The organism is Streptomyces africanus (genome assembly GCF_002150735.1).
In the GTDB taxonomy this organism is placed as follows: domain Bacteria; phylum Actinomycetota; class Actinomycetes; order Streptomycetales; family Streptomycetaceae; genus Streptomyces; species Streptomyces africanus.
Genome location: NZ_MUKA01000302.1, coordinates 1 through 23,626, shown reverse-complemented (window position 1 = coordinate 23,626; position 23,626 = coordinate 1). Strand labels below are relative to the sequence as shown.

General features: G+C 71.5%; 16 protein-coding genes and 1 tRNA gene. 7 read left to right on the top strand and 10 right to left on the bottom strand.

The genetic code is table 11. From position 1 onward, the window contains the following. Positions 1–52: 52 nt before the first annotated feature. From fusA to CCL05_RS32315, 6 genes are all read right to left on the bottom strand, one after another. Entirely contained in the window at positions 53–2,095 is a 2,043-nt protein-coding gene (gene fusA, locus CCL05_RS32340) for an elongation factor G (protein WP_167409658.1), read from the bottom strand. Positions 2,096–2,431: 336 nt separating this feature from the next. Beyond that, complete coding sequence (locus tag CCL05_RS32335) at positions 2,432–3,346, bottom strand: YceI family protein (protein WP_086564231.1); 915 nt, start codon at positions 3,344–3,346, stop codon at positions 2,432–2,434. Between the two features lie 168 nt (positions 3,347–3,514). After that, positions 3,515–4,351, bottom strand: coding sequence for an NmrA family NAD(P)-binding protein (locus tag CCL05_RS32330; protein ID WP_086564230.1), 837 nt, complete (start codon positions 4,349–4,351; stop codon positions 3,515–3,517). A 9-nt stretch (positions 4,352–4,360) separates the two neighbouring features. Next, positions 4,361–5,467: a maleylacetate reductase gene (locus tag CCL05_RS32325; RefSeq protein ID WP_086564229.1), complete on the bottom strand. Its 1,107-nt coding sequence runs from the start codon at positions 5,465–5,467 to the stop codon at positions 4,361–4,363. Beyond that, positions 5,464–6,333 carry an intradiol ring-cleavage dioxygenase gene (locus tag CCL05_RS32320; RefSeq protein ID WP_086564228.1) on the bottom strand — a complete coding sequence of 290 codons (870 nt, stop codon included), beginning with the start codon at positions 6,331–6,333 and terminating at the stop codon, positions 5,464–5,466. Before CCL05_RS32320 ends, CCL05_RS32325 begins: the two co-directional genes overlap by 4 nt. 63 nt (positions 6,334–6,396) lie before the next feature. Beyond that, positions 6,397–8,136, bottom strand: coding sequence for an FAD-dependent oxidoreductase (locus CCL05_RS32315; protein ID WP_086564227.1), 1,740 nt, complete (start codon positions 8,134–8,136; stop codon positions 6,397–6,399). Positions 8,137–8,289: 153 nt separating this feature from the next. On the opposite strand from CCL05_RS32315, the gene CCL05_RS32310 reads away from it, so the two are divergent. Then, positions 8,290–10,041, top strand: a complete 1,752-nt coding sequence (locus CCL05_RS32310) for a sigma-54-dependent Fis family transcriptional regulator (protein WP_086564226.1) — start codon at positions 8,290–8,292, stop codon at positions 10,039–10,041. Between the two features lie 103 nt (positions 10,042–10,144). Here the strand turns inward: CCL05_RS32310 and CCL05_RS32305 are convergent. After that, positions 10,145–10,229, bottom strand: a tRNA-Leu gene (locus CCL05_RS32305). 142 nt (positions 10,230–10,371) lie between these two features. Between CCL05_RS32305 and CCL05_RS32300 the strand changes: the two genes are divergently transcribed. Beyond that, the gene (locus CCL05_RS32300) at positions 10,372–11,703 is read left to right on the top strand and encodes a DUF2254 domain-containing protein (RefSeq protein ID WP_086564225.1); all 1,332 of its coding nucleotides are present in this window, start codon (positions 10,372–10,374) and stop codon (positions 11,701–11,703) included. Between the two features lie 121 nt (positions 11,704–11,824). Here the strand turns inward: CCL05_RS32300 and CCL05_RS32295 are convergent, their stop codons facing one another. From CCL05_RS32295 to sucC, 3 genes are read right to left on the bottom strand one after another with little or no spacing between them, the layout of a single operon-like run. After that, positions 11,825–13,366 (bottom strand): aldehyde dehydrogenase family protein, encoded by a 1,542-nt coding sequence (locus CCL05_RS32295; protein ID WP_086564224.1) that lies wholly within the window; start codon positions 13,364–13,366, stop codon positions 11,825–11,827. Between the two features lie 44 nt (positions 13,367–13,410). Further along, positions 13,411–14,310, bottom strand: a complete 900-nt coding sequence (sucD, locus tag CCL05_RS32290; protein ID WP_086564223.1) for a succinate--CoA ligase subunit alpha — start codon at positions 14,308–14,310, stop codon at positions 13,411–13,413. 10 nt (positions 14,311–14,320) lie between these two features. Then, on the bottom strand, positions 14,321–15,451 hold the full coding sequence (gene sucC, locus CCL05_RS32285; protein ID WP_086564222.1) for an ADP-forming succinate--CoA ligase subunit beta: 1,131 nt from the start codon (positions 15,449–15,451) through the stop codon (positions 14,321–14,323). A 143-nt stretch (positions 15,452–15,594) separates the two neighbouring features. Here sucC and CCL05_RS32280 point away from each other — a divergent pair, with 143 nt between their 5' ends. The 5 genes from CCL05_RS32280 (at position 15,595) to CCL05_RS32260 (ending at position 23,597) form a co-directional block, all read left to right on the top strand. Further along, positions 15,595–17,277: a thiamine pyrophosphate-binding protein gene (locus CCL05_RS32280; protein WP_086564221.1), complete on the top strand. Its 1,683-nt coding sequence runs from the start codon at positions 15,595–15,597 to the stop codon at positions 17,275–17,277. A 10-nt stretch (positions 17,278–17,287) separates the two neighbouring features. Further along, entirely contained in the window at positions 17,288–18,529 is a 1,242-nt protein-coding gene (frc, locus tag CCL05_RS32275) for a formyl-CoA transferase (protein WP_086564220.1), read from the top strand. A 4-nt stretch (positions 18,530–18,533) separates the two neighbouring features. Then, complete coding sequence (locus tag CCL05_RS32270; RefSeq protein ID WP_086564232.1) at positions 18,534–20,678, top strand: acetate--CoA ligase family protein; 2,145 nt, start codon at positions 18,534–18,536, stop codon at positions 20,676–20,678. Between the two features lie 122 nt (positions 20,679–20,800). Beyond that, positions 20,801–22,189, top strand: a complete 1,389-nt coding sequence (locus tag CCL05_RS32265; RefSeq protein ID WP_086564219.1) for an OFA family MFS transporter — start codon at positions 20,801–20,803, stop codon at positions 22,187–22,189. A 1-nt stretch (position 22,190) separates the two neighbouring features. After that, positions 22,191–23,597: an OFA family MFS transporter gene (locus CCL05_RS32260; protein ID WP_086564218.1), complete on the top strand. Its 1,407-nt coding sequence runs from the start codon at positions 22,191–22,193 to the stop codon at positions 23,595–23,597. Positions 23,598–23,626: the final 29 nt, after the last annotated feature.

Below are 23,626 nucleotides of genomic sequence, written 5' to 3'. Positions count from 1 at the left end.
CCGAGGGACAGGCCCCTCCCCTTCTGATCCAGGGGAGGGGCCGCCCTCGGTGCTACCGCGCCGGTGTCGCGGCCGGTGCCGGTGCGTAGCCCGTGGGCCGGGACGTGAAGGTGCCGCGGCCCTGGGTGCGGCTGCGCAACCGGGTCGCGTAGCCGAAGAGTTCGGCCAGCGGCACCGTGGCCGTGACGACCGCCGCGCCCGCGCGGGTGGCCGAGCCGGTCACCCGGCCGCGCCGGGCGGCGAGGTCGCCGAGCACGCCGCCCACCGCGTCCTCGGGCACGGTCACCGTGACCTCGACGACCGGCTCCAGCAGGACCATCGCGCAGGCGCGCAGGGCCTCGCGCAGGCCCAGGCGGCCGGCCGTGCGGAACGCCGTGTCCGAGGAGTCCTTCACGTGGGTCGCCCCGTCGGTGAGCGTGACGCGCAGCCCGGTCACCGGGTGCCCGCCGAGCGGCCCCTCGGCGAGGGCGTCCCGGCAGCCGGCCTCGACCGCCCGGACGTACTCCTGCGGCACGCGTCCGCCGACGACGGCCGAGCGGAACGCGAACCCGCCCTCCTCGTACGGCTCCACGTCGAGGACGACATGGGCGAACTGGCCCGCCCCGCCGTCCTGCTTGACGTGCCGGTAGACCAGACCGGACACGCCCCGGGCGACGGTCTCGCGGTAACTGACCCGGGGGCGGCCGACGTTGACCTCCAGCCCCAGTTCGCGCCGGAGCTTCTCCACCGCCACCTCCAGGTGCAGTTCACCCATGCCCGACAGCACGGTCTGCCCGGTCTCCGGGTCGGTCCGCACGACCAGCGAGGGATCCTCGTCGGTCAGCCGGGCCAGCCCGGACGCCAGCCGGTCGGTGTCGCCGGCCCTGCGGGACTCGACCGCGACCGACACCACCGGCTCGGGCACGCCCGGCGGTTCCAGCACGAGCGGGGCGTCCGGCGCGCACAGGGTCGAGCCCGCACGGGCCGACTTGAGCCCGACGACGGCGACGATGTCCCCGGCGACCGCCCGGTCCAGCGGTGCGTGCCGGTCGGCCTGGACGCGCAGGATGCGGCCGACGCGCTCGGTGCGCCGCGCGCTCGCGTCCCACAGGGTGTCTCCCTTCTCGATCGTCCCGGAGTAGACGCGCAGGTAGGTCAGCCGTCCTGTCGGGGTGGCGTGGACCTTGAAGGCGAGAGCGGCCGGTGGTGCCGCCGGATCGGCGGGCCGCTCCTGTTCGTCACCGTCGTACGTGCCTCTGACCGGCGGCACGTCCAGGGGTGACGGCAGATAGGCCACCACCGCGTCGAGCAGCGGCTCCACACCCCGGTTGCGGTACGCGGATCCGCACAGCACGACCACGCCGTCGCCGTCCCGGGTCAGGTCCCGCAGTGCCGAGGACAGGGTCCGCTCGCCGAGCGTGCCCGTGGCGCAGAACTCCTCCAGGGCGCCCGGATGGAGTTCCGCCACGGCTTCTTCCAGCGCCCGGCGGCGCGCGAGGGCCTCGCGGAGGAGGTCGTCCGGCACCGGCGCTTCCTCGACGGCGTCGCCGTCGGCCCACACCAGGGCCCGCAGGCGTACGAGGTCGACGACGCCGGTGAAGGCGTCCTCCGAGCCGATCGGCAGCTGCACGACCAGCGGGGCCGGGTGCAGCCGGTCCCGGATCGACGCGACGGCCGTGTCGAGGTCGGCACCGGCGCGGTCCATCTTGTTGACGAACGCGATCCTCGGTACGCCGTGCCGGTCGGCCTGCCGCCACACCGACTCGCTCTGCGGCTCCACGCCGGCCACCGCGTCGAACACGGCCACCGCGCCGTCGAGGACCCGCAGCGCACGCTCCACCTCGTCGGCGAAGTCGACGTGCCCCGGGGTGTCGATCAGGTTGATCCGGTGACCGTCCCAGGCGCAGCTCACCGCCGCGGCGAAGATGGTGATGCCCCGGTCGCGCTCCTGCGGATCGAAGTCGGTGACGGTCGTGCCGTCGTGGACCTCGCCGCGCTTGTGGGTGGTTCCGGTGGCGAACAGGATCCGTTCGGTGACGGTGGTCTTGCCGGCGTCGACGTGGGCGAGGATGCCGAGGTTGCGGACGACGGCGAGCGGGGTGTGGTTGATGCGCACGGCCCAGGGCCTTTCGAGGCGTTCAGGAAAGGGGCAGCGCGATTACCGGGCGAGGCGGGTGTGGCGGCACGCGCGCACAGCTCGCCGACTTCACGTCAGCAAGCTGTGCGCATGCCTTTCAGTCGTTCGTCCCGGTCATCCGGCGCCGGCCGCGCAGCGGGCACCGGAGCGACGAGGACACGAGGATCACCTCGTAGCGCGGCAGGGAGACGGTGGCAGCGGTGCGGTCACGCATGGCCGTCTCCCTTCGTTCGTCACGTCGGTGCGCCGCTCGGGTCGTGGGCGGCGCGGGTACGTACGTGAGTGTAGGGAGTGCGCAGGGAACGGTGCCAGGGATTATTCCGGCGGGGTCGGGGTGTCGTGGGTCCGGTACATCGCCTGGACGTCCAGCTCCAGTTGGACCGTCGGACCGACCACCGCGATGCCCCGGGCCAGCATGGAACGCCAGTTGAGCGTGAAGTCCTCCCGGTGCAGCTCCGCCGTCGCCAGGGCGGCGCAGCGCAACTCCTGGCCGTAGCCGCCGTTCACGCTGCCGAGGTAGGTGGTGTCCAGGGCCACCGAGCGGCTGACGCCGTGCATCGTGAGGGAGCCCTGCAGCGTCCACTTGCTGCCGCCCCGGTAGGCGAAGCGGGTGCTCGTGAAGTCGATGTACGGGAAGCGTTCGACGTCCAGGAAGTCGGCGGACCGCAAGTGGTTGTCGCGGGTGGTGTTGCCGGTGGTGATGCTGGAGGCGTCGATGCGGACGTGCACCCGGGAGTCGGTCATGTCCTGGGCGATCTGGATTCCGCCCTCGAAGCGTTCGAAACGGCCGTGGACATGGGCCATGCCGACGTGCTTGGCGATGAACCGGATCGCGGTGTGCGGCGGGTCGAAGAGCCAGGTGCCGGGCGCCGGCAGCTGGAGGGCCTCGGCCGGACGCAGCCAGGCCCGCTCGGTGGGCGTCGGCGTGCCCGCCGCGATCTCGACGGTCTCGCGGTGCGGCTGGAGGCCCTGCGCCGCGATCAGCAGGCTGTAGCGGCCGGGGGGCAGAGCGGCGAGGAAGTAGCCGTAGGGGTCGGTCGTCCCGCGGGCGGCCACCCGGTGGGTGTCCAGGGCGGTGACGGTGACGTCCGCTGCCGCCAGGGGCGTGCCCATCGGGTCGAGGACCTCGCGGGCCACGGCGCCCGCGCCGGCGGGGAGGGGGAGGGCGAGGCCCGCGGCTGCGGCGGAGGCGCCCCTGAGTCGCCGGCGCCGGAGCAGTGCGAGGGCCATGTGGTTCACCTTTCTTCGGGGTGGCACGGCCGTCCGGGCGGCGGTTGTCCGCACATGCCGACGGCCGCATCATGTTGCGGTCACACCCCCTTGTCGATCTTGCGGCATCGGCCTGTGGGACGGGTGTCTCATTACGAGACACCCGTCCCGGAGACGGCCACCAGGCCTCTACGCCTTGAACACATCCACGTGTTCGGCCGCCCACTGGGCGAAGGTGCGGGCCGGGCGGCCGGTGACCTTCTCGACGGTGCCGGAGACGGTACGGCCCACCTCGGGGGTGTTGCCGTACGCCTCGAGCAGGAAACCGATCACGTCCTCCGGCAGGTATGCCGCCCGCCATTGCTCGACGGCCTGCTCCACGGTCAGCTCGACCAGCGTGATCTCCCGGCCGACGGCGGCGGCGATCGTCGCCACCTTGTCGCCGACGGTGAGCACTTCGGGGCCGGTGATCACGTATTCCTGGCCCGCGTGGCCCTCCTCCGTGAGGGCGACCGCGGCGACGGCGCCGATGTCGCCCTCGTGGACCATGGCACTCAGCCGTGCGACGAACGGCTCCCGCACCTCACCAGAGGCCACGATCCCGTCCGCCCACTCCAGGGCGTTGGCCATGAACTCCACCGGCATGAGCACGGTCCAGTCCACACCGTCGTCGGCCCGTACCGCGTCCTCCAGCGGGGTGGGTCCGCCGCCGTGCAGCACGGTGATCCGGCGGACGCCGGCCGAGCGGGCCAGTTCCAGGATGCGCGGGCCGGTCTCCAGCGGAGTGAAGGCGGCACCGCCGAAGGTGATCAGGTGGAGGCCGGTGACGTCCTCCAGCGCCGGTGCCAGGCTGTCCGGTGCGGTCAGGTCGCCCTCGACGACCTCGACGCCGGCCGGGAAGGCGGCCTTCGCGGCGTCGCGCGTCAGGGCACGCACGTCGTGGCCCCGGTCGAGCAGTTCGGCGGCGACCCGTCGGCCGACGGTCCCCGTGGCCCCGGTGACAAGAATCCTCTGCTTCTGAGTCATGCCCCGACCCTAGGAAGGCTTGCGGTCACCTTCCGTCCGCAAGCCGGACTCCGGCAGGCCCCCTTCGAACGCCGCGAGCAGGACGCCCCGCACCCCCTCCGCCGTCACCGGGCGCGGGTTGGCGTACGGCTCGCCCGCGACCCGGTCCGCCGCCGGGGTGACGTCGCCTTCCGCGAGGCCGAGTTCGGCGAGGGAGCGCGGTGCTCCGAGGCTCCCGGCCAGTTCCCACAGGGTGCGGGGCGGGTCGTCGGCGCCGAGGGCCCGGCACAGTACGGCCAGCGCCTGCGGGGCGGCGGGGGCGTTGTGGGCGAGGACGTACGGCAGGACGACGGTGTGCGTCTCGGCGTGCGGCAGTCCGAACGTGCCGCCCAGTACGTGGCACACCTTGTGGTGCAGCCCCATCGTGGTCGAGCCGAGGCACGAGCCGCACAGCCAGGCCGCGTACAGCGCCCGGCTGCGCGCGTCCAGGTCCTTCGGGTCGGCGGCCAGGCGCGGCAGTGCCTCGGCCATGGCGCGCACGCCCTCCTCGGCCATGACCGTGACCAGGGGCGAGCTGTCCGGGGCGTACAGCGCCTCGACGGCGTGCGCGAGCGCGTTGACGCCGCTGGTCACGGTGAGCGGCACGGGCAGGGAGAGGGTGAGCCGGGGGTCGTAGACGACGCTGCGGGGCTGGACGACCGGGTCGCGGCCGGTGCGCTTGGCGCCGTGCTCGGTCAGACCCCACACGGGCGTCATCTCGGAACCCGAGTAGGTCGAGGGCACGGCGATCAGCGGCAGTCCGGTGCGCAGGGCGATCACCTTGCCGAGCCCGATCGCGGAGCCGCCGCCGACCGCGACGCAGCCGTCCGCCCCGGCCGCCCGTACCGCCGCGACGGCCCGATCGGCGTCCTCGACGGGTACGTGCATCCGGGCCTCGGCGTGCACGCCCACGCAGGTGTCGCCGAGCGCGTCCGCGACCGTCCGGGCGACGGTTTCGCCCCGGCTGCCGCAGACCACGAGCAGCCGCCGCAGGCCCAGGCGTGCGGCCTCGCCCGGGGTCGCGGTGACGGCCGCGCCGGGCCGGAAGACGACCCGCACGGGCCGGGTCTCGTACGAGAAGTCGCTCTGGAACGTCATGACGCACGCTCCAGGACGAGGTCGAAGCGGGCATGCCGGAAGGGGTTCGGCACGCCGAACTCCCGGGCGAGGGACGGGTCGTCGGTCTCGGCGAAGTCCTGGACCAGGCTCTCCTTCACGGCGAACACCGCGTCGGAGTCGAGGTAGTCGCCGCCGGCCACGAAGATGTGCGTGGTGACGGGCGTGTGTCCCTCGGCCGTGGCGATGAAGTGAATGTGCGCGGGGCGGTAGGGGTGCCGCCCGGTCGCACGCAGCAGCCCGCCCACGGGGCCGTCGGTGGGGATCGGATACGGCGCCGGGACGCAGGTGCGGAACCAGAAGCGGCCCTCGGTGCCGGCGGTGAACAGCCCGCGTCCGTTGCCGGCCGGCTGGACGCCGGGCTGCTGGACGTCGTAGAAGCCCTTGTCGTCGGCCTGCCAGACGTCGACGAGGGCGCCGGGCAGCGGGGTGCCGTCCTCGGACAGCACCCGGCCGCTGACCACGCACGGTTCGCCGCCGCCCACGAGGTCGATGTCGTCGCCGAGGGCGCGGACCGGCGACTCGGTCATGTGGAAGGGGCCGAGCACGGTCGACTCGGTGGCGCCGGGCGCGCGGTGGCCGTTGACGGTCTCCACGAGCATCGACAGCCCGAGCACGTCCGACAGCAGGACGAACTCCTGCCGGGTGTCGGTGCAGGACTGCCCGGTCGCCGTCAGAAAGGCGATCGCCCGCTCCCATTCCTCCTGGGTCAGCCGGGTCTCGCGCGCGAAGTCGTGCAGATGGCGGACGAGGCCGGTGAGCAGCTCGCGCAGCCGTGGGTCGGCGGTCCCCCGGAGGCTGGCGAGAGCCTGCTCGGTGACGCCGGCCCCGGTCGCTTCGGTGGTCATCCCGGCTCCTCGTCGTCGACGTCCGTCGCTGCCAGTGGTTCCGTTGCTTCCATGATTGCGCGCTCAGGCGTGGCCGAGGACGGTCCGCAACGCGTCCGCGAGCAGTTCGCCGGCGTCCGGTGCGGCGGAGGCGTGCCGGAAGGCGACGAAACCGTCGGGGCGCACGAGCAGGGCACCCGCGTCGGAGATCTCGCTCAGGCGCGCCCAGTCGCCGTACGGGTCCTCGTACTCCCGCCCGGGCCCGATCACCACAGTGGCGATCTCCACCTCCTGGGCCCCGGCCGACCGCACCCAGTCCTCTCCCCCGATGCCGGTCAGCAGGGTGAAGCGGCCCCGGCCGACCGTGTCGAGGGTGGAGAGGGTGCGGGAGCCGGAGGTGATCCAGGCGTGCGGGAGCCGGGCGCCGGGGCGGGAGGACGGCTGGTGGTGCAGCTCGGGGTCGCGGGCGAAGCCCGGGTCGGGCGTGCCGTCCGGGACGATCGCGCCGGAGCTGTAGCGCTGGTTGAGGTCGACGCCGTGCGCGTTGAACTCGTACGCCTTGAAGGCGATCGCCTCCCGCAGCTCGGCGCGCTGTTTCTCGGCGGCCGCGGTGGCGTCCTTGCGGGCGGCGATGTTGGCCCACAACTGCTCGGGGGTCTGCGGGGAGAGCCCGTCGAGGGCCTCGAAGACCGGGGCGGTCTCGCGGATGGACCGGTTGGCGCGGCTGACGATCTGCCGGCCGATGGGCGCACGTTCGGCGGTGTAGCTGTCGAGCAGCCTGGGGTGGGCGGTGCCGTCGAGGACGAGCTTGAGCTTCCAGGCCAGGTTGTAGGCGTCCTGGATGGAGGTGTTGGAGCCGAGGCCGTTGGACGGGGGGTGCCGGTGCACGGCGTCGCCGGCGCAGAAGACCCGGCCGTTCGCGTAGTTCTCCGCGTACATCTCGTTGACGGTCCAGGCGGAGGACGACTTGACGGTCACGGGGACGTCGTCGTCACCGACGAGCTTGCGTACGACGGACTCGGCGTACTCGGTGGTCAGGTCCGGGGCGCCCGCGGTGACGTCGTAGCCCCACACGATCAGCCACTCGGTCCAGGGGCGGACACAGCGCACCAGGCCCGCGCCGATGCCGCCGACCGTCGCGCCGGGCGCGAGGACCCAGTACAGCGTGGAGGGGCGGTGGGCGGTGTACTGGGCCAGGTCCGCCTCGAAGACGATGTTGATGCTGCCGGCGACGCCCATCTGGCCGCCCATCGGCAGTCCGGCGTCCGCGGCGACCTTGGACCGTCCGCCGTCGGCGCCGATCAGGTACTTGGCGCGGATCTCGTAGGTGTCCCCGCGCAGCCGGTCGCGGACGGTGGCCGTGACGCCGTCGGCGTCCTGGGTGTGGGAGAGGTACTCGTTCTGGAAGCGGAGCCGGGTGCCGCGGGCGACGGCCGCGTTCACGAGGACCGGCTCCATGAGGTGCTGTGGCATGTCGCACATGCGGGTGGGGCTGGCGAGTTCGTGTTCCGCCTGCACGAGCGGGTCGTTGCCCCAGGAGCGCACACGGCCCAGTTCCTCGCCCGCCAGGCTGGTGCAGAACGTCGTGTTTCCCATCAGGTGCTGCGGGGTGGCCTGCGCGACGACCTCCTGTTCCACGCCGAGGTCACGCAGCACCTCCATGGTGCGCTGGTTGGTGATGTGCGCGCGGGGCGTGTCGGCGAGGCTCGCGTAGCGGGTCACCACGATGTTCGGCACGCCGTAGGTGCTCAGGGCGAGCGCGGCCGAGGCACCGGCGGGGCCGCTGCCCACGATCAGGACGTCGGTCTCGACGACGGTGGACACGGGGCGCTCCTGCGGGGGTACGGGGCGGACATCGAGCGTCCATGATCATGGAGCGGTTCGGTCGGTCCCGGGTGTCTCATTACGAGACACCCGTTGTTACCCTCGTCTCCCGTTGTTGCCCGCTCAACCGAACCCGCTACGGTGTTGCATGCCGTGACCACGACCGAGCCTTCTCCCGCAGCCACCGCCCGGCCCTCGCTGCGTCTCGCCCGCGAGCGGTTCCTGTCGGGGGGTCCGCTGCCTCGCGGTGTTCCGGAGGAGGTCGTCGCGGCGTGGCGGCGGGCGCGGTTCTTCGGTGTGCCGCACGACTTGAAGGAGCCGGCCGTCGCTCCCTCCCCGCCGGTGGACTCGGCGCTGCTCGGTGCCGCCCGGCCGGTGCTCGACCGGATCGTCCCGGCCCTGGACACGGACCGGTCCCTCCTCGTCCTGACCGACGAGCGGCTGCGCGTGCTGTGGAGCGCGGGGGGCGTACCCGGGCTCGATCCGTGCCCCGTCCTGTCGGAGCAGGAGGTCGGCAACAACAGTGCGGCTCTCGCCCAGCGCACCCGGCGTCGGGCCGAGGTGCACGGGCCCGAGCACTACCTCGACCGGTGGCAGGACGTGTCCGCCGTGAGCGTCCCGGTGCTCGACCCGGAGGGCGGCCGGGTCGTCGGCACGCTGACCGTCGCCTCGCGGTTGTGCGCCGCACGTTCGCCGCATCCGCAGGCGCCCCTGGCCGAGGCGGCGGCCACTGCCGTCGAGACGGAGCTGCGGGCGCGGGCGGGGCGGGTCGAGCGGGTGTTGCTGGACGCGTTTTTGCGGGCCGGGCAGGAGCGGGCCGTGGCCGCCCTCGACGGTCGCAACCGGCTGATCAGCGCTGCGGCGCAACGATTGCTGACGCCGGAGGTGCTGGCGGCGCTGGAGCGTACGGCGGTCGGCGCGCGGCACGCGCACGGTACGGATTCAGCTGCGTCGCCCGAGGCCGCGGTGGTGTCCGGGCCCGTGGAGTTGCCGGAGGGGGCCGGGTGCACCGCGCGGATCACACCGGTGCGTCTGGACGGCACGGTCGTTGGGGTCGTCGCCGTCCTGGAACCGCTCGACGCCGCGCCGCTCTCGGTGCCGGGCTCGCCCGCGCCATCGGTCGCTCTGACCGGCTCCTCGGTCCCGTGGCGGCACGTCGTCGCGCGTGCGGCCGAGCTGGCGCGCTCAGGCCGGCCGCTGCTGCTGACCGGCGAGCGGGGCGCGGGGAAGTCCGCCCTGGCCCGGGAACTGCTGGGGCCGGGCCCCGTCCAGGAGGCGGACGCCGCTCGGGACGCCGGGCTGGCACAGGCCCTGCCCCCTCCCTGGCCGGCCGATCGCCCGCTGCTGCTGCGGCACGCCGAGCGCCTCGCGCAGCCCGGCGTGGCCGCGCTCAACTCCCTGCTCGACACCCACCCGGACGCCCGGCTGCTGGTCACCTACACGCCCGGCGCGCCGGTCGGCCCCTGCCTCCAGCGTCTGCTGGACAAACTGTCCGCCCGCTCGGTGACCCTGCCCCCGCTGCGGGAACGCACCGAGGACATACGGGAGCTGCTGCCCGCCCTGGCCCCACGCCCGGCTCCCGGGCAGCCGCCGCTGACCTGGACACTGGACGCCCTGCGTGCGCTGGAGCGGTACCCGTGGCCCGGGAACGTCACCGAGCTGGCCCATGTCGTCCGGGCCCTCGCGGAGAACCGCCGGATGTCGGGGCCGGTCCGCCGGGCGGAGCTGCCGGACGCCGTGCGGGAAGGCCCGGCCGCGCGCCCCCTCAGCCCGATGGAGCACGCCGAGCGCGCCGCGATCCTCGAGGCACTGCGCCTGCACGGCGGCAACAAGGCGCGCGCGGCGGCCGCGCTGGGCATCGGCCGGGCCACGCTGTACCGCAAGCTGCGGGGCTACCGAGGCTGAGGGCGCGGTTCCTCGCCCTGCCTGCGTCGCCGAACACAGAAAAGCCGAACACAGAAAAGGTGCCGACCAGAACCGGTCGGCACCTCTCATACACCGAAGCAAGTGTCCGAGGGGGGACTTGAACCCCCACGCCCGATAAAGGGCACTAGCACCTCAAGCTAGCGCGTCTGCCATTCCGCCACCCGGACCAGGTGTCTGCCGCCTTGCCAGGGCTCTGCCCGGCGGCGACATGGACAACCATACCAAGGTTTCGCAGTGCCTTTCACCTGCGTTTCCTTCCCCAGGGCGGGGGTCCGGGACCTCGCGCCCCGATACACCTAGGGTCACACCATGAGTGACTGGATGGTTACGCGGAGCTCCACCGTGCGGCGTCGTCCCCATGCGCTGTCGCCGCTCAGGGAGCACCTGCGGGACACGTTCTGGTTCGCCCCCACCGCGGCGATGGTGGGCGTCTTCGTGGTCTGGGCGGGGGCCCAGGCGCTGGACACGGCCATCGTCGACGCGCTCCAGGACGACCGCGACTACGACACGCTCGAGGAACTGCTGCGGTTCGCTCAGGACGCGAAGGCCGTGGTGAGCACGGTCAGCTCGGCGATGATGACCTTCATCGGCGTGGTCTTCAGCATCTCGCTGGTGGCCGTGCAGATGGCGAGCGGGCAGTTCACGCCGCGCGTGGTGCGGCTCTTCGTCCGGAGCCGGATCACCAAGGCGACCTTCGCCGTCTTCCTGGCGACCTTCGTGCTGACCCTGCTCGTCCTGACCTCCTTCGACACCGCCGACGATCCGCGTGCCGTCACCACGGTGCCCCTGGTGCAGTCGGTCCTCACCCTCTGCATGGTCGCGCTGAGCCTGCTGCTCTTCGTGCTCTACGTGAACACCACCCTGCGGCTGATGCAGATCAGCCATGTGATCGCGCGGATCGCCAAGGAGTCGTTCCGGGTGGCCGCATCGATGCCCGTGCCGACGGGCGGACCGGACGCCGACTACCTCGGTTCCGCGACCGCGTGGGTCCCGCACGCGGGCCGGGCGGGGGTGCTGCGGGACGTGCACATCACGCGGCTGGTGCGGGTGGCACGCAAACACGGGGTCGTGCTGCGGCTGATCCCGCGGATCGGCGACTTCATGGTGCCCGGCACACCCGTACTGGCGGTCCACGGCGGGCCGGCCCCGTCCCGCAGGGCGCTGCGCTACACCATCTCGGTGGGGGTGGAGCGGACCTACCACCAGGATCTCGGCTTCGGACTGCGCCAGTTGTCCGACATCGCGCTGCGCGCCCTGTCGTCCGCGATCAACGATCCGACGACCGCCGTCCAGGCGCTGGACCGGATCGTCCAGCTCCTGGCCGCGCTCAGCCGGCGGCCGCTCGACGCCGCCCTGCACCGGGACCGGGGCGGGGCGGTTCGGCTGGTGCAGCCCGTGCCGGGGTGGACCGAGCTGGTGGATCTGGGGTTCACCGAGGTACGGGGGTACGCCATCGGGAGCCCGCAGGTTTCGCGGCGCATGCTGGCGGGGCTGGACGACCTGCTCCTGCTCGTGCCGCCGGAGCGGCGGGAGCCGCTGCTCCGGCATCGCGCGCTGCTCCGGCAGGCGGTGGACCGGTCCGGGGCGGCCCCCGCGGACCGCGCGTTCGCCCTGCGCCCGGACCGGCAGGGCATCGGCTGACCGAAGTCCGGCGCCGCTACGGATTTCTGGACGCGCCGGTTTCACCACCCGTCGGCGGCCGACGCCGAAACCCCGCGCGGCACCCGCGTGGCGACCCGGCGTCGGCCGCGACGGCCCGCCCTCACGGCAGCAACTGGTACTCCGGGAAGTTGCCCGGCAGCCGCTCCCCCGCCGGTCCCCGTGTCACGGTGCGCACCAGCAGTTCGCCGCCGACGAACGCGCCGTGCCAGGACGCGCCGAGCCCGCCGAACAGCTCGTCACGGTCGCCGCGGGAACGGGGCCGGCCGTGGCCGGTCTTGAACGCGCGGATCTGCGGGGCGAGTCGCTCGTAGGTCGCCCGGTCGTCCGTGGACAGCGTGGCCACGAGCGCGCCGTTCGAGGCGTTCATCGCGGCCAGCAGCTCCGCTTCCGTGTCGACCAGGACGATGGTGTCGACCGGGCCGAACGGCTCCGCGTGGTGCAGCGGAGAGGACGGGGGCGGGTTGAGGAGCGTGACCGGCTGGACGTAGGCGGAGGTGTCCTGGCCGGGCAGGAAACGGGCACCGGACGGACTGCCGCGGTGCAGCGGTACCGCGCCGCGTTCGATCGCCTCGGCGACCTGGTCCTGGAGTTCCTTGGCCTTGGCCGCGTTGATGACCGGCCCGAAGTCCAGCTCGGGGTACGGGTCGTCCGGCTGCTCCACGGCGAGCGGGTGTCCGACCCTGAGCGTGCGGACCGCCGGGAGGTACGCGGCCAGGAACGCGTCGAACAGGTGCCGTTGGACGACGAAGCGCGGGTACGCCGTGCAGCGCTGCTTGCCGTAGTCGAAGAGCTTCGGGATGACCGAAGTGAGCGCCTCCCAGTCCGAGTAGTTCCAGATGCCCCAGGTGTTGAGTCCCTCCTGTTCGAGTACGTGTCGTTTACCCAGGTCGGCGACTGCCGTGGCCACCGCGGCGCCGGTGTCGCGGCCGCCGACGAAGGAGACGCAGCCGATCTCGGGCGCCCGCACCAGCGCCTGGGACAGCTCGCCTCCGCTGCCGCTGACGAGGGTCACGGGGATCCCCTCACGGGCGGCGAGGGCGCAGGCCAGGGTGAGGCAGGCGACACCGCCGTCGGTCGGGGTCTTGGCGATGACCGCGTTGCCTGCCAGTGCCTGGACCAGCATTGCGTGAACGAGCACGCTCATCGGGTAGTTCCAGCTGGCGATGTTGGACACCGGGCCGTCCAGCGGGGTCCGGTCGGCGAGCATCTCCCCGATGCCGTCGACGTACCAGCGGACCCCCTCGATGGCGCGGTCGACGTCCGCCAGGGCGAGCCGCCAGGGCTTGCCGATCTCCCAGACGAGGAGGAGGGCGAGCAGCCGGCGGTGTTCGGCGAGGGCGTCGAGGGTGGCCGCGACGCGGGCGCGGCGCTCCGGAAGGGGGACGTGACGCCAGGCACGGTGCTGGTCGAGGGCGGCGCGCACGGCCCGGCGGGCGGTGGCCCCGTCCAGGCGCGGCGGACCGGCGATCGGGCTGCCGTCGACGGGGCTGACGGCGGGCAGGACCCGGCCGTCCGCCTGCCAGGCGGCGTTCCAGAGGTTGAGGATCCGCTCGTCGCGGAAGGCCTCCGGCGCGGCGGCGAGGCAGCGCTGCCACGCGTCGGGCCAGGTCGTGCCGGGTTTGAGGGTGAGGGTGGGTGCCATCGGGTTGCTCCGCTCTCGCTGCACGGTCGGGGGCGGGACCTGGGTCACTGCCGTTGTTCTCCGGGGCGCGCTTCGAGACGCGTCAGCACGAGGTTCGCGGTCTCGGTCGGGGTGCTGCCCACGCTCACCCCGGCCGCCTCCAGCGCCTCCTTCTTCGCCTGTGCCGTGCCGGAGGAGCCGGAGACGATGGCGCCCGCGTGCCCCATGGTCTTGCCCTCGGGCGCGGTGAACCCGGCGATGTAGCCGACGACCGGCTTCGTGACGTGCTCGCGGACGTACGCCGCCGCCCGTTCCTCCGCGTCACCGCCGATCTCGCCGATGAGGACGATGAGTTCGGTGTCGGGGTCGTCCTGGAAGGCTGCGAGGCAGTCGATGTGCGTGGTGCCGACGACGGGGTCGCCGCCGATGCCGACGCAGGTCGAGAAGCCGATGTCGCGCAGCTCGTACATGAGCTGGTACGTCAGCGTGCCCGACTTGGAGACCAGGCCGATGCGGCCCGGTTTGGTGATGTCGGCCGGGATGATGCCCGCGTTGGACTGGCCGGGGGTGATCAGGCCCGGGCAGTTGGGGCCGACGACCCGGGTCCCCTTCCGGCCGGCGTACGTGGTGAAGGCGACGGAGTCGTGGACGGGGATGCCCTCGGTGATGACGACCGCGAGGCCGATGCCTGCGTCGGCGGCTTCGAGGACGGCCGCCTTGGCGAAGGCGGGCGGCACGAAGACGACGGTGACGTCCGCCCCGGTCGCGCGCATCCCGTCGGCGACCGTGCCGAAGACGGGCACGGCTCGGTCGTCGAAGTCGACGGTGCGGCCCGCCTTGCGCGGGTTGACACCGCCGACGACGTTGGTGCCGGCCGCCAGCATGCGCCGGGTGTGCTTCATGCCCTCGCTGCCGGTCATGCCCTGGACGAGGACCTTGCTCTCCTTGGTGAGGTAGATGGCCATGACGTCCCCCTCAGGCTGTGGTGGCGAGTTCGGCGGCACGGCGGGCGGCGCCGTCCATGGTGGTGACCTGCTGGACCAGCGGATGCGCGTGCTCGTCGAGGATGGCGCGGCCCCGGGGCGCGTTGTTGCCGTCGAGGCGCACGACGAGCGGTTTGGTCAGGTGGACGGTGTCCAGGGCCTGGACGATGCCGTCGGCGACCGCGTCGCAGGCGGTGATCCCGCCGAAGACGTTGACGAAGACGGACTTCACGGCCGGGTCGGAGAGGATGACCGACAGCCCGTCCGCCATGATCCGGGCGCTCGCTCCGCCGCCGATGTCGAGGAAGTTGGCAGGGCGCGCGCCACAGCCCGCGACCACGTCCAGGGTCGACATGACGAGTCCGGCGCCGTTGCCGATGATGCCGACCTCCCCGTCGAGCTTGACGTAGTTGAGGCCCTTGGCGGCAGCCGCCGCCTCCAGCGCGTCGTCGTGTCCGGTGTCGTCCGCGCCCCAGCGTGCCTGCCGGAAGCGGGCGTTGTCGTCGAGGGTGACCTTGCCGTCGAGGGCGAGGATCTGTCCCTGCCGGGTGCGGACGAGCGGGTTCACCTCGACGAGGAGGGCGTCCTCGCGGACGAGGACCTGCCAGAGCCGCACGAGGACGTCGACGGTCTGCGGCGGCAGTCCGGCCGCCTCGGCGATCTCGCCCGCCTTCGCGGAGGTGACGCCCTCGGCGGGGTCGACGGGGACGCGGGCCACGGCGTCGGGACGGGTGGCGGCGACCTCCTCGATCTCCATTCCCCCTTCGGCCGAGGCGATCGCGAGGAAGCGGCCCGCCGCGCGGTCGAGTACATAGGACACGTAGAACTCGGTCTCGATGTCCACGGGCCGGGCCAGCATCACCGTGCCGACCCGGTGGCCCTTGATGTCCATACCGAGGATCTGACGGGCGGTGAGCTCGGCGGCGGCCGGGTCGGCGGCGAGCTTCACACCGCCTGCCTTGCCCCGGCCACCGGTCTTCACCTGGGCCTTCACCACGACCCGGCCGCCGAGCCGGCGTGCGATCTCGCGGGCCTCCTTGGGTGAGTCCGTCACCTCGGCCCGCGGCACCAAGATGCCGTGTTCTTCGAAGAGTTCCCTTGCCTGGTGTTCGTACAGGTCCATTTCGGCTCCTGACTGAAAATGTCGCACGCCCCCTGGACACCACCCCATCGGATGCGGGATAACAAGCTTCATACAGTATTCGTCGACTGTATGCAATGTACCGCGAGACGTTCCAACCCCCTACGAAGGGACAGGACTTCGCCATGCCCGACGACACCCAGGACGTCATTTCCGGTGGTCATCTCGTAGCCAAGGCGCTGAAGGCCGAGGGGGTCGACCGCATCTACACGCTGTGCGGCGGCCACATCATCGACATCTACGACGGCTGCGTCGACGAGGGCATCGAGGTCGTCGACGTCCGTCACGAGCAGGTCGCCGCCCACGCCGCCGACGGCTACGCGCGCATCACCGGCAAGCCAGGCTGTGCGGTGGTCACCGCGGGACCGGGGACGACCGACGCCGTCACCGGTGTCGCCAACGCCTTCCGCGCGGAGTCCCCGATGCTGCTGATCGGCGGTCAGGGGGCCCTCACCCAACACAAGATGGGGTCCCTCCAGGACCTGCCGCACGTCGACATGATGAACCCCATCACCAAGTTCGCGGCGGCCGTGCCCGACACGGCGCGCGCGGCGGACATGGTGTCCATGGCGTTCCGCGAGTGCTTCCACGGCGCGCCCGGCCCCTCCTTCCTGGAGATCCCGCGCGATGTGCTGGACGCCAAGGTGCCCGCGTCCAAGGCCCGCGTGCCGCAGGCCGGTGCCTACCGCGCCTCGACCCGCTCGGCCGGCGATCCGGAGGCGATCGAGAAGCTCGCCGACCTGCTGGTGCACGCCGAGAAACCGGCCATCCTGCTCGGCAGCCAGGTGTGGACGACCCGGGGCACCGCATCGGCCATCGAGCTGGTGCGCACGCTGAACATCCCGGCGTACATGAACGGCGCCGGCCGTGGCACCCTCCCGCCCGGCGACCCGCACCACTTCCAGCTCTCCCGGCGATACGCCTTCTCCAATGCCGACGTGATCGTCATCGTCGGCACGCCCTTCGACTTCCGCATGGGCTACGGCAAGCGGCTCTCCCCGGACGCGACCGTCGTGCAGATCGACCTCGACTACCGCACGGTCGGCAAGAACCGAGACATCGACCTCGGCATCGTGGGCGACGCAGGGCTGGTGCTGAAGTCGGTGACCGAAGCGGCCTCCGGACGCATCAACGGCGGGGCGTCGAAGCGCAAGGAGTGGCTGGACGAGCTGCGGGCGGCCGAACAGACCGCTCTGGAGAAGCGGCTGCCGAGCCTGAGGTCGGACGCCTCGCCCATCCACCCGTACCGGCTGGTCAGCGAGATCAACGACTTCCTCACCGAGGACTCGATCTACATCGGCGACGGCGGCGACATCGTCACCTTCTCCGGGCAGGTCGTGCAGCCCAAGTCGCCCGGGCACTGGATGGACCCGGGCCCCCTGGGCACGCTCGGCGTCGGCGTCCCCTTCGTGCTCGCGGCCAAGCAGGCGCGGCCCGACAAGGAGGTCGTCGCACTCTTCGGCGACGGCGCGTTCTCCCTCACCGGCTGGGACTTCGAGACGCTCGTCCGCTACGACCTCCCCTTCGTCGGCATCGTCGGCAACAACTCCTCCATGAACCAGATCCGCTACGGCCAGGCCGCCAAGTACGGCAAGGACCGCGAGCGGGTCGGCAACACCCTCGGCGACGTCCACTACGACAAGTTCGCCCAGATGCTGGGCGGTTACGGCGAGGAGGTCCGCGACCCCGCCGACATCGGCCCGGCCCTGCGGCGCGCCCGCGAGTCCGGAAAGCCGTCGCTGATCAACGTCTGGGTCGACCCCGACGCGTACGCCCCCGGAACCATGAACCAGACCATGTACAAGTGAGGTGCCCCCGATGACCGCTACCTCCACCAAGGCCCTCGAAGGCATCCGCGTCCTGGACATGACCCACGTCCAGTCCGGGCCGTCGGCGACCCAGCTGCTCGCCTGGCTCGGCGCGGACGTCGTCAAGCTGGAGGCGCCGACCGGCGACATCACGCGCAAACAGCTGCGTGATCTGCCGGACGTCGACTCCCTCTACTTCACGATGCTCAACTGCAACAAGCGGAGCATCACCCTCAACACCAAGACCGAGCGCGGCAAGGAGATCCTCACCGAGCTGATCCGGCGCTCCGACGTCATGGTCGAGAACTTCGGACCGGGCGCGGTCGACCGGATGGGCTTCACCTGGGACCGCATCCAGGAGATCAATCCACGGATCGTCTATGCCTCCATCAAGGGGTTCGGCGAGGGCCCGTACACCAACTTCAAGGCGTACGAGGTCGTCGCGCAGGCCATGGGCGGGTCGATGGCGACCACCGGTTTCGAGGACGGGCCGCCGCTGGCGACGGGGGCCCAGATCGGGGACTCGGGGACGGGTGTGCACGCCGTGGCGGGCATCCTCGCCGCGCTCTACCAACGGGAGCGCACCGGTCGCGGGCAGCGGGTCAACGTGGCCATGCAGCACGCTGTACTGAACCTGTGCCGGGTGAAGCTGCGGGACCAGCAGCGTCTGGCACACGGGCCGCTCGCTGAATATCCCAACGAGGACTTCGGCGACGAGGTTCCCAGGTCCGGGAACGCGTCCGGCGGCGGCCAGCCCGGCTGGGCGGTCAAGTGCGCGCCGGGCGGCCCGAACGACTACGTGTACGTCATCGTGCAGCCCGTGGGCTGGCGGCCGATCAGCGAGCTCATCGGCCGGCCGGAGCTGGCGGACGACCCCGAGTGGGCGACGCCCGAGGCGCGGCTGCCCAAGCTCAACAAGATGTTCCAGCTGATCGAGGAGTGGTCCTCGACGCTGCCCAAGTGGGAGGTGCTGGAACGGCTCAACGCGCACAACATCCCGTGCGGGCCGATCCTGTCCACGAAGGAGATCATCGAGGACCGGTCGCTGGTCGCCAACGAGATGGTCGTCACCGTCCCGCACCCCGAGCGCGGCGAGTTCGTCACCGTCGGCAGCCCGCTCAAGCTGTCCGACTCCCCCGTCGACGTGACCAGTTCGCCGCTCCTCGGCGAGCACAACGAAGAGGTCTACGTCGGCGAACTCGGCCTCGGCGACGAGGAAGTGCGCCTGCTCAAGTCGAACGGAGTGATCTGACGTGATGGCCGAAGACCGGGTCCTGCGCGTGCGGGGCGTCCTGGACTCCGTACGGGCCGAGGGGCGGACCGCGCTGACCGCGCCCGAGGGCAAGGTGATCGCCGACGCGTACGGGATCGCCGTACCGGGCGAGGAGCTGGCGACGGACGTCGACGAGGCCGTGGCGTTCGCGGCGCGCTTCGGCGGGCCCGTCGTGATGAAGATCGTCTCGCCGGACATCCTGCACAAGACCGACGCCGGCGGGGTGATCGTCGGGGTCGAGGGCGCGGCGGACGTACGGGCGGCGTTCCACACCATCATCGACAACGCCCGCGCGTACGACCCGAAGGCCCGTATCTCGGGTGTGCAGGTGCAGGAGCTGCTGCCCAAGGGGCAGGAGGTCATCGTCGGCGCGGTCACGGACCCGACGTTCGGGAAGGTGGTGGCGTTCGGGCTCGGCGGGGTGCTCGTCGAGGTCCTGAAGGACGTGACGTTCCGGCTCGCGCCGGTGGACGCCGATGAGGCGCTGTCGATGCTGGACTCGATCCGCTCGGCGGAGATCCTGCGCGGGGTGCGCGGCCAGGCGGGTGTGGACCGGTGGGCCGTCGCCGAGCAGATCCGCCGGGTGTCGGAACTCGTGGCGGACTTCCCGGAGATCGCCGAGGTGGACCTCAACCCGGTGATCGCCACCGCGGAGGGGGCGGTGGCGGCCGACATCCGGGTGATCCTCGCCGAGTCGCAGCCCGCGCCGCGCCGGACGTACTCGAGGGACGAGATCCTCACGTCGATGCGCCGGCTGATGCAGCCGGGTTCGGTCGCCGTGATCGGTGCCTCCAACGAGCAGGGCAAGATCGGCAACTCGGTGATGCGCAACCTCGTCGACGGCGGGTTCGCGGGCGACATCCACCCGGTGAACCCCAAGGCCGATGACATTCTGGGCCGCAAGGCGTACAAGAGTGTCACGGACGTTCCCGGTGAGGTGGATGTGGCGGTCTTCGCTATTCCCGCCAAGTTCGTGGCCGCCGCCTTGGAGGAGGTGGGACGCAAGGGCATCCCGAACGCCGTGCTGATTCCCTCCGGGTTCGCGGAGACCGGTGAACACGAACTCCAGGCGGAGATCGTGGAGATCGCCGAGCGGCACGGCGTACGCCTGCTGGGGCCGAACATCTACGGCTACTACTCGACCTGGCACGACCTGTGCGCCACGTTCTGCACGCCGTACGACGTCAAGGGCGGGGTGGCGCTGACCTCGCAGTCGGGCGGCATCGGGATGGCCATCCTGGGCTTCGCCCGCACCACCAAGACGGGCGTGTCGGCGATCGTCGGACTCGGCAACAAGTCGGACCTGGACGAGGACGACCTGCTGACCTGGTTCGGGGAGGACCCGCGCACCGAGTGCATCGCGATGCACCTGGAGGACCTCAAGGACGGGCGCGCCTTCGTCGAGGCCGCGCGGGCGACCGTGCCGAAGAAGCCCGTGGTCGTGCTGAAGGCGGGGCGTACGGCGGCGGGTGCGAAGGCGGCCGGCTCGCACACCGGCGCCCTGGCGGGCGACGACGCCGTGTACGACGACATCCTGCGGCAGGCCGGGGTGATCAGGGCGCCGGGGCTCAACGACATGCTGGAGTACGCGCGCGCGTTGCCGGTGCTGCCCGCCCCCAAGGGCGACAACGTGGTGATCATCACGGGGGCCGGCGGCAGCGGCGTGCTGCTCTCGGACGCGGTGACGGACAACGGCCTGTCACTGATGGAGATCCCGCCCGACCTGGACGAGGCGTTCCGGAAGTTCATCCCGCCCTTCGGGGCCGCGGGCAACCCGGTGGACATCACCGGGGGCGAGCCGCCGTCGACGTACGAGGCGACGATCCGGCTGGGCCTTGAGGATCCGCGCATCCACGCGCTCGTCCTCGGCTACTGGCACACCATCGTCACTCCTCCCATGGTCTTCGCGGAGCTCACCGCGCGCGTGGTGGCCGAGTTCCGGGAGCGGGGGATCGAGAAGCCGGTCGTGGCGTCGCTCGCCGGGGACGTGGAGGTCGAGGAGGCCTGCCAGTACCTCTTCGAGCACGGGGTCGTCGCGTACCCGTACACGACCGAGAAGCCCGTGGCCGTGCTCGGCGCGAAGTACCGCTGGGCGCGGGCGGCGCAACTGCTGGGGGGCGGTACATGAGGTGAGGGAGCGGGGGGCCGGCCGACGGTGCGCGTCGGCCGGCCCCGGGACCCGCACGCGCACGAAAGGCATGGGACAGGGGGCGCTGGCCAGATCTTTCGACGCAAGGGGTGCGACACGACATGACAACGACCGATCTGCCCACCACGGTTCCCTACCGAGAGGTCACGGACGCGAACGGACGCGTCTACCGCATCGGTGAGACCGACATCGACATCATGGGCCGCAAACGCAAGTGGATGGTCATCCTGCCGTGGGTCGGCATGATGGGCATCTCCTCCGCCGAGTACGCGTTCGCGTCCGCCGAGGACACCCTGCACACCGCGCACCACTGGGACAGCATGCACATCTTCTGGATGATGACCGTGTGGGTCTTCTTCCAGGCCGCGGTGGCCTTCCCCGCGGGCAAACTGCGGGAGAGCGGAAAACTTCCGGCCCGCTGGGCGATGATGCTCGGCGCGACGGGCACGCTGCTGGGCTACCTGTCGCTGGCCTTCGCGCCACACGTCGTCTTCGCTTACATCGGCTTCAGCATGTTCAGCGGCATGGGCGCGGGCATGGTGTACGCCACCTGCGTCAACATGGTCGGCAAGTGGTATCCGGAACGCAAGGGCGGCAAGACGGGTTTCGTCAACGGCGGCTTCGCCTACGGCTCCGTGCCCTTCGTCTTCCTCTTCAACGGCTACATGGACCTGACCAACTTCCGCTGGGTGCTGGTCTCGGTGGGTCTGTTCCTGGCCGGCCTGGTCGCGTGCTCCGGCTACTTCTTCAAGGACCCGCCGAAGAACTGGTGGCCCGCCACGATCGACCCGCTGAACCCGCCCGACGACCCGCGCGCGGCCCGCTCGCTGCGGATGAACCCGCCGGCGGTGCGCCAGTACTCCCCCAAGGAGGCGTGGAAGACCGGCCGGGTGGCCCTGATGTGGTTCTGTCTGGCGTGCACGTCCGGCGTGAACATCTTCGGGATCGCCTTCCAGGTGGACATCGGCGAGGAAGCCGGGTTCGCCGGCGGCATCGTGGCCACGGCCATGTCCCTGAAGGCCGTCGTCAACGGCACCGGCCGCGGCGTCATCGGCTGGCTCTCCGACCTCTACGGCCGCAAGCGGTGCCTGCTGGTCGTCTGCCTCATCCTGGGCCTCGCCCAGTACGGCATCCTCTGGGCGGCCGAGAGCAAGAACCTCACGCTGTTCCTGATCTTCTCCGCGATCTCCGGCTTCGGCGGCGGCGCCATCTTCCCGATGTTCGCGGCCCTCACCGCCGACTACTTCGGCGAGAACAACAACGCGTCCAACTACGGCATGGTCTACAGCGCCAAACTCGTCTCCGGCCTGGGCGCGGGCATGGGCGCCGTGGTCGTCGGCGCCTGGGGACACTCCGGTGCCTTCATCCTGGCCGGCTCCATCTCCCTCTTCGCCGGCTGCGTGGCGCTGTTCCTGACCCCGCCGGGACGCGACAAGGAAAGGCGCCGCATCGCTCCCAACCCGCAACCGCTCGGCGAGGACACGGCCTGACATGACGGCAGATCCGTACGCAGCAAGCAGTTCCTCCACTCCTTCCGACGCCGCACACCGTCCCTACCGCGAGGTCACCGACTCACACGGCCGCGTCTACCGCGTCGGCGAGACCGACCGGGACATCCTCGGCCACTCGCGCACGCTCATGGTGTATCTGCCGTGGATCGCCATGATGGCCATCAGCGTCTTCGAGTACGCGTACGGCTCCGCGGAGGACACCCTGTCCCACGCGCACGGCTGGACGCAGAGCAACACCTTCTGGATCCTCAGCGTCTGGGTGTTCTTCCAGGCCGGCGTCGCCTTCCCCGCGGGCTGGCTGCGGGAGAAGGGCCGTCTGACGGCGCGCACGGCCATGTACCTCGGGTCGGGCCTGTGCCTGCTGGGGTTCCTGGCCCTGTCGCACCTGAGCAACGTGCTGCTGGCGATCCTCGGTTTCGGCGTGGTCGGCGGGATCGGCGCCGGGCTCGTCTACGCCACCTGCATCAACATGGTCGGCAAGTGGTTCCCGGAACGGCGCGGCGCCCGCACGGGCTTCGTCAACGGCGGGTTCGCGTACGGGTCGCTGCCGTTCATCTTCATCTTCAACTACGGCTTCGACACCGCGAACTACCACCGCGTCCTGGACCTCATCGGCTGCTACGTCATGATCGTGGTGCTGGCCTGCGCGTTCTTCTTCAAGGACCCGCCGAAGAACTGGTGGCCGGCCGACATCGATCCGCTGACCCACTCCGGTGACCGGAAGAACGCCACGAGCCTCGCCAAGAACCCTCCGGCGGTACGCCAGTACACCCCGAAGGAGGCCATCAGGACGGGCATGCTGCCGCTGATGTGGCTCTCCGTGGTGATGACCGCCGGCGTGTCCATCTTCGGTATCTCCTTCCAGGTCGACTTCGCCAAGGAGGTGGGCTTCGGCCCGCTGGTGGCGGCGTCGTCCATGGGCCTGATGGCGGTCGTCAACGGCGTCGGGCGCGGCGTGGTGGGCTGGCTGTCCGACCGGTGGGGCCGCAAGTCCACCCTGGTGTTCGTCATCGTCGTCCTGGGCCTCGCCCAGTTCGGCGTCATCTGGGCGGGCGACCTGAAGAGCGAGTGGCTGTTCCTGTTCTTCGCGTTCCTCTCCGGCTTCGGCGGCGGCGCGTTCTATCCGCTGTTCGCGGCGCTCACGCCGGACTACTTCGGGGAGAACTACAACGCCAGCAACTACGGGCTGGTCTACAGCGGCAAGCTGATCAGCGGCCTGTTCGGCGGCGGGCTGGGCTCCATGGTGGTCGCTGCCTGGGGCTACAACGGCGCGTACGCGCTCGCCGGGGGCGTGTCGATGCTCGCGGCGGCGGTCGCGCTGCTGCTGCGCCAGCCGGGACGTGCCCGGGCACGGCCAGGGCGCGCTCAGGCACAGCCGGTGAACTGACCGTTCCCCCCACATGAGGAGGCCCCTCC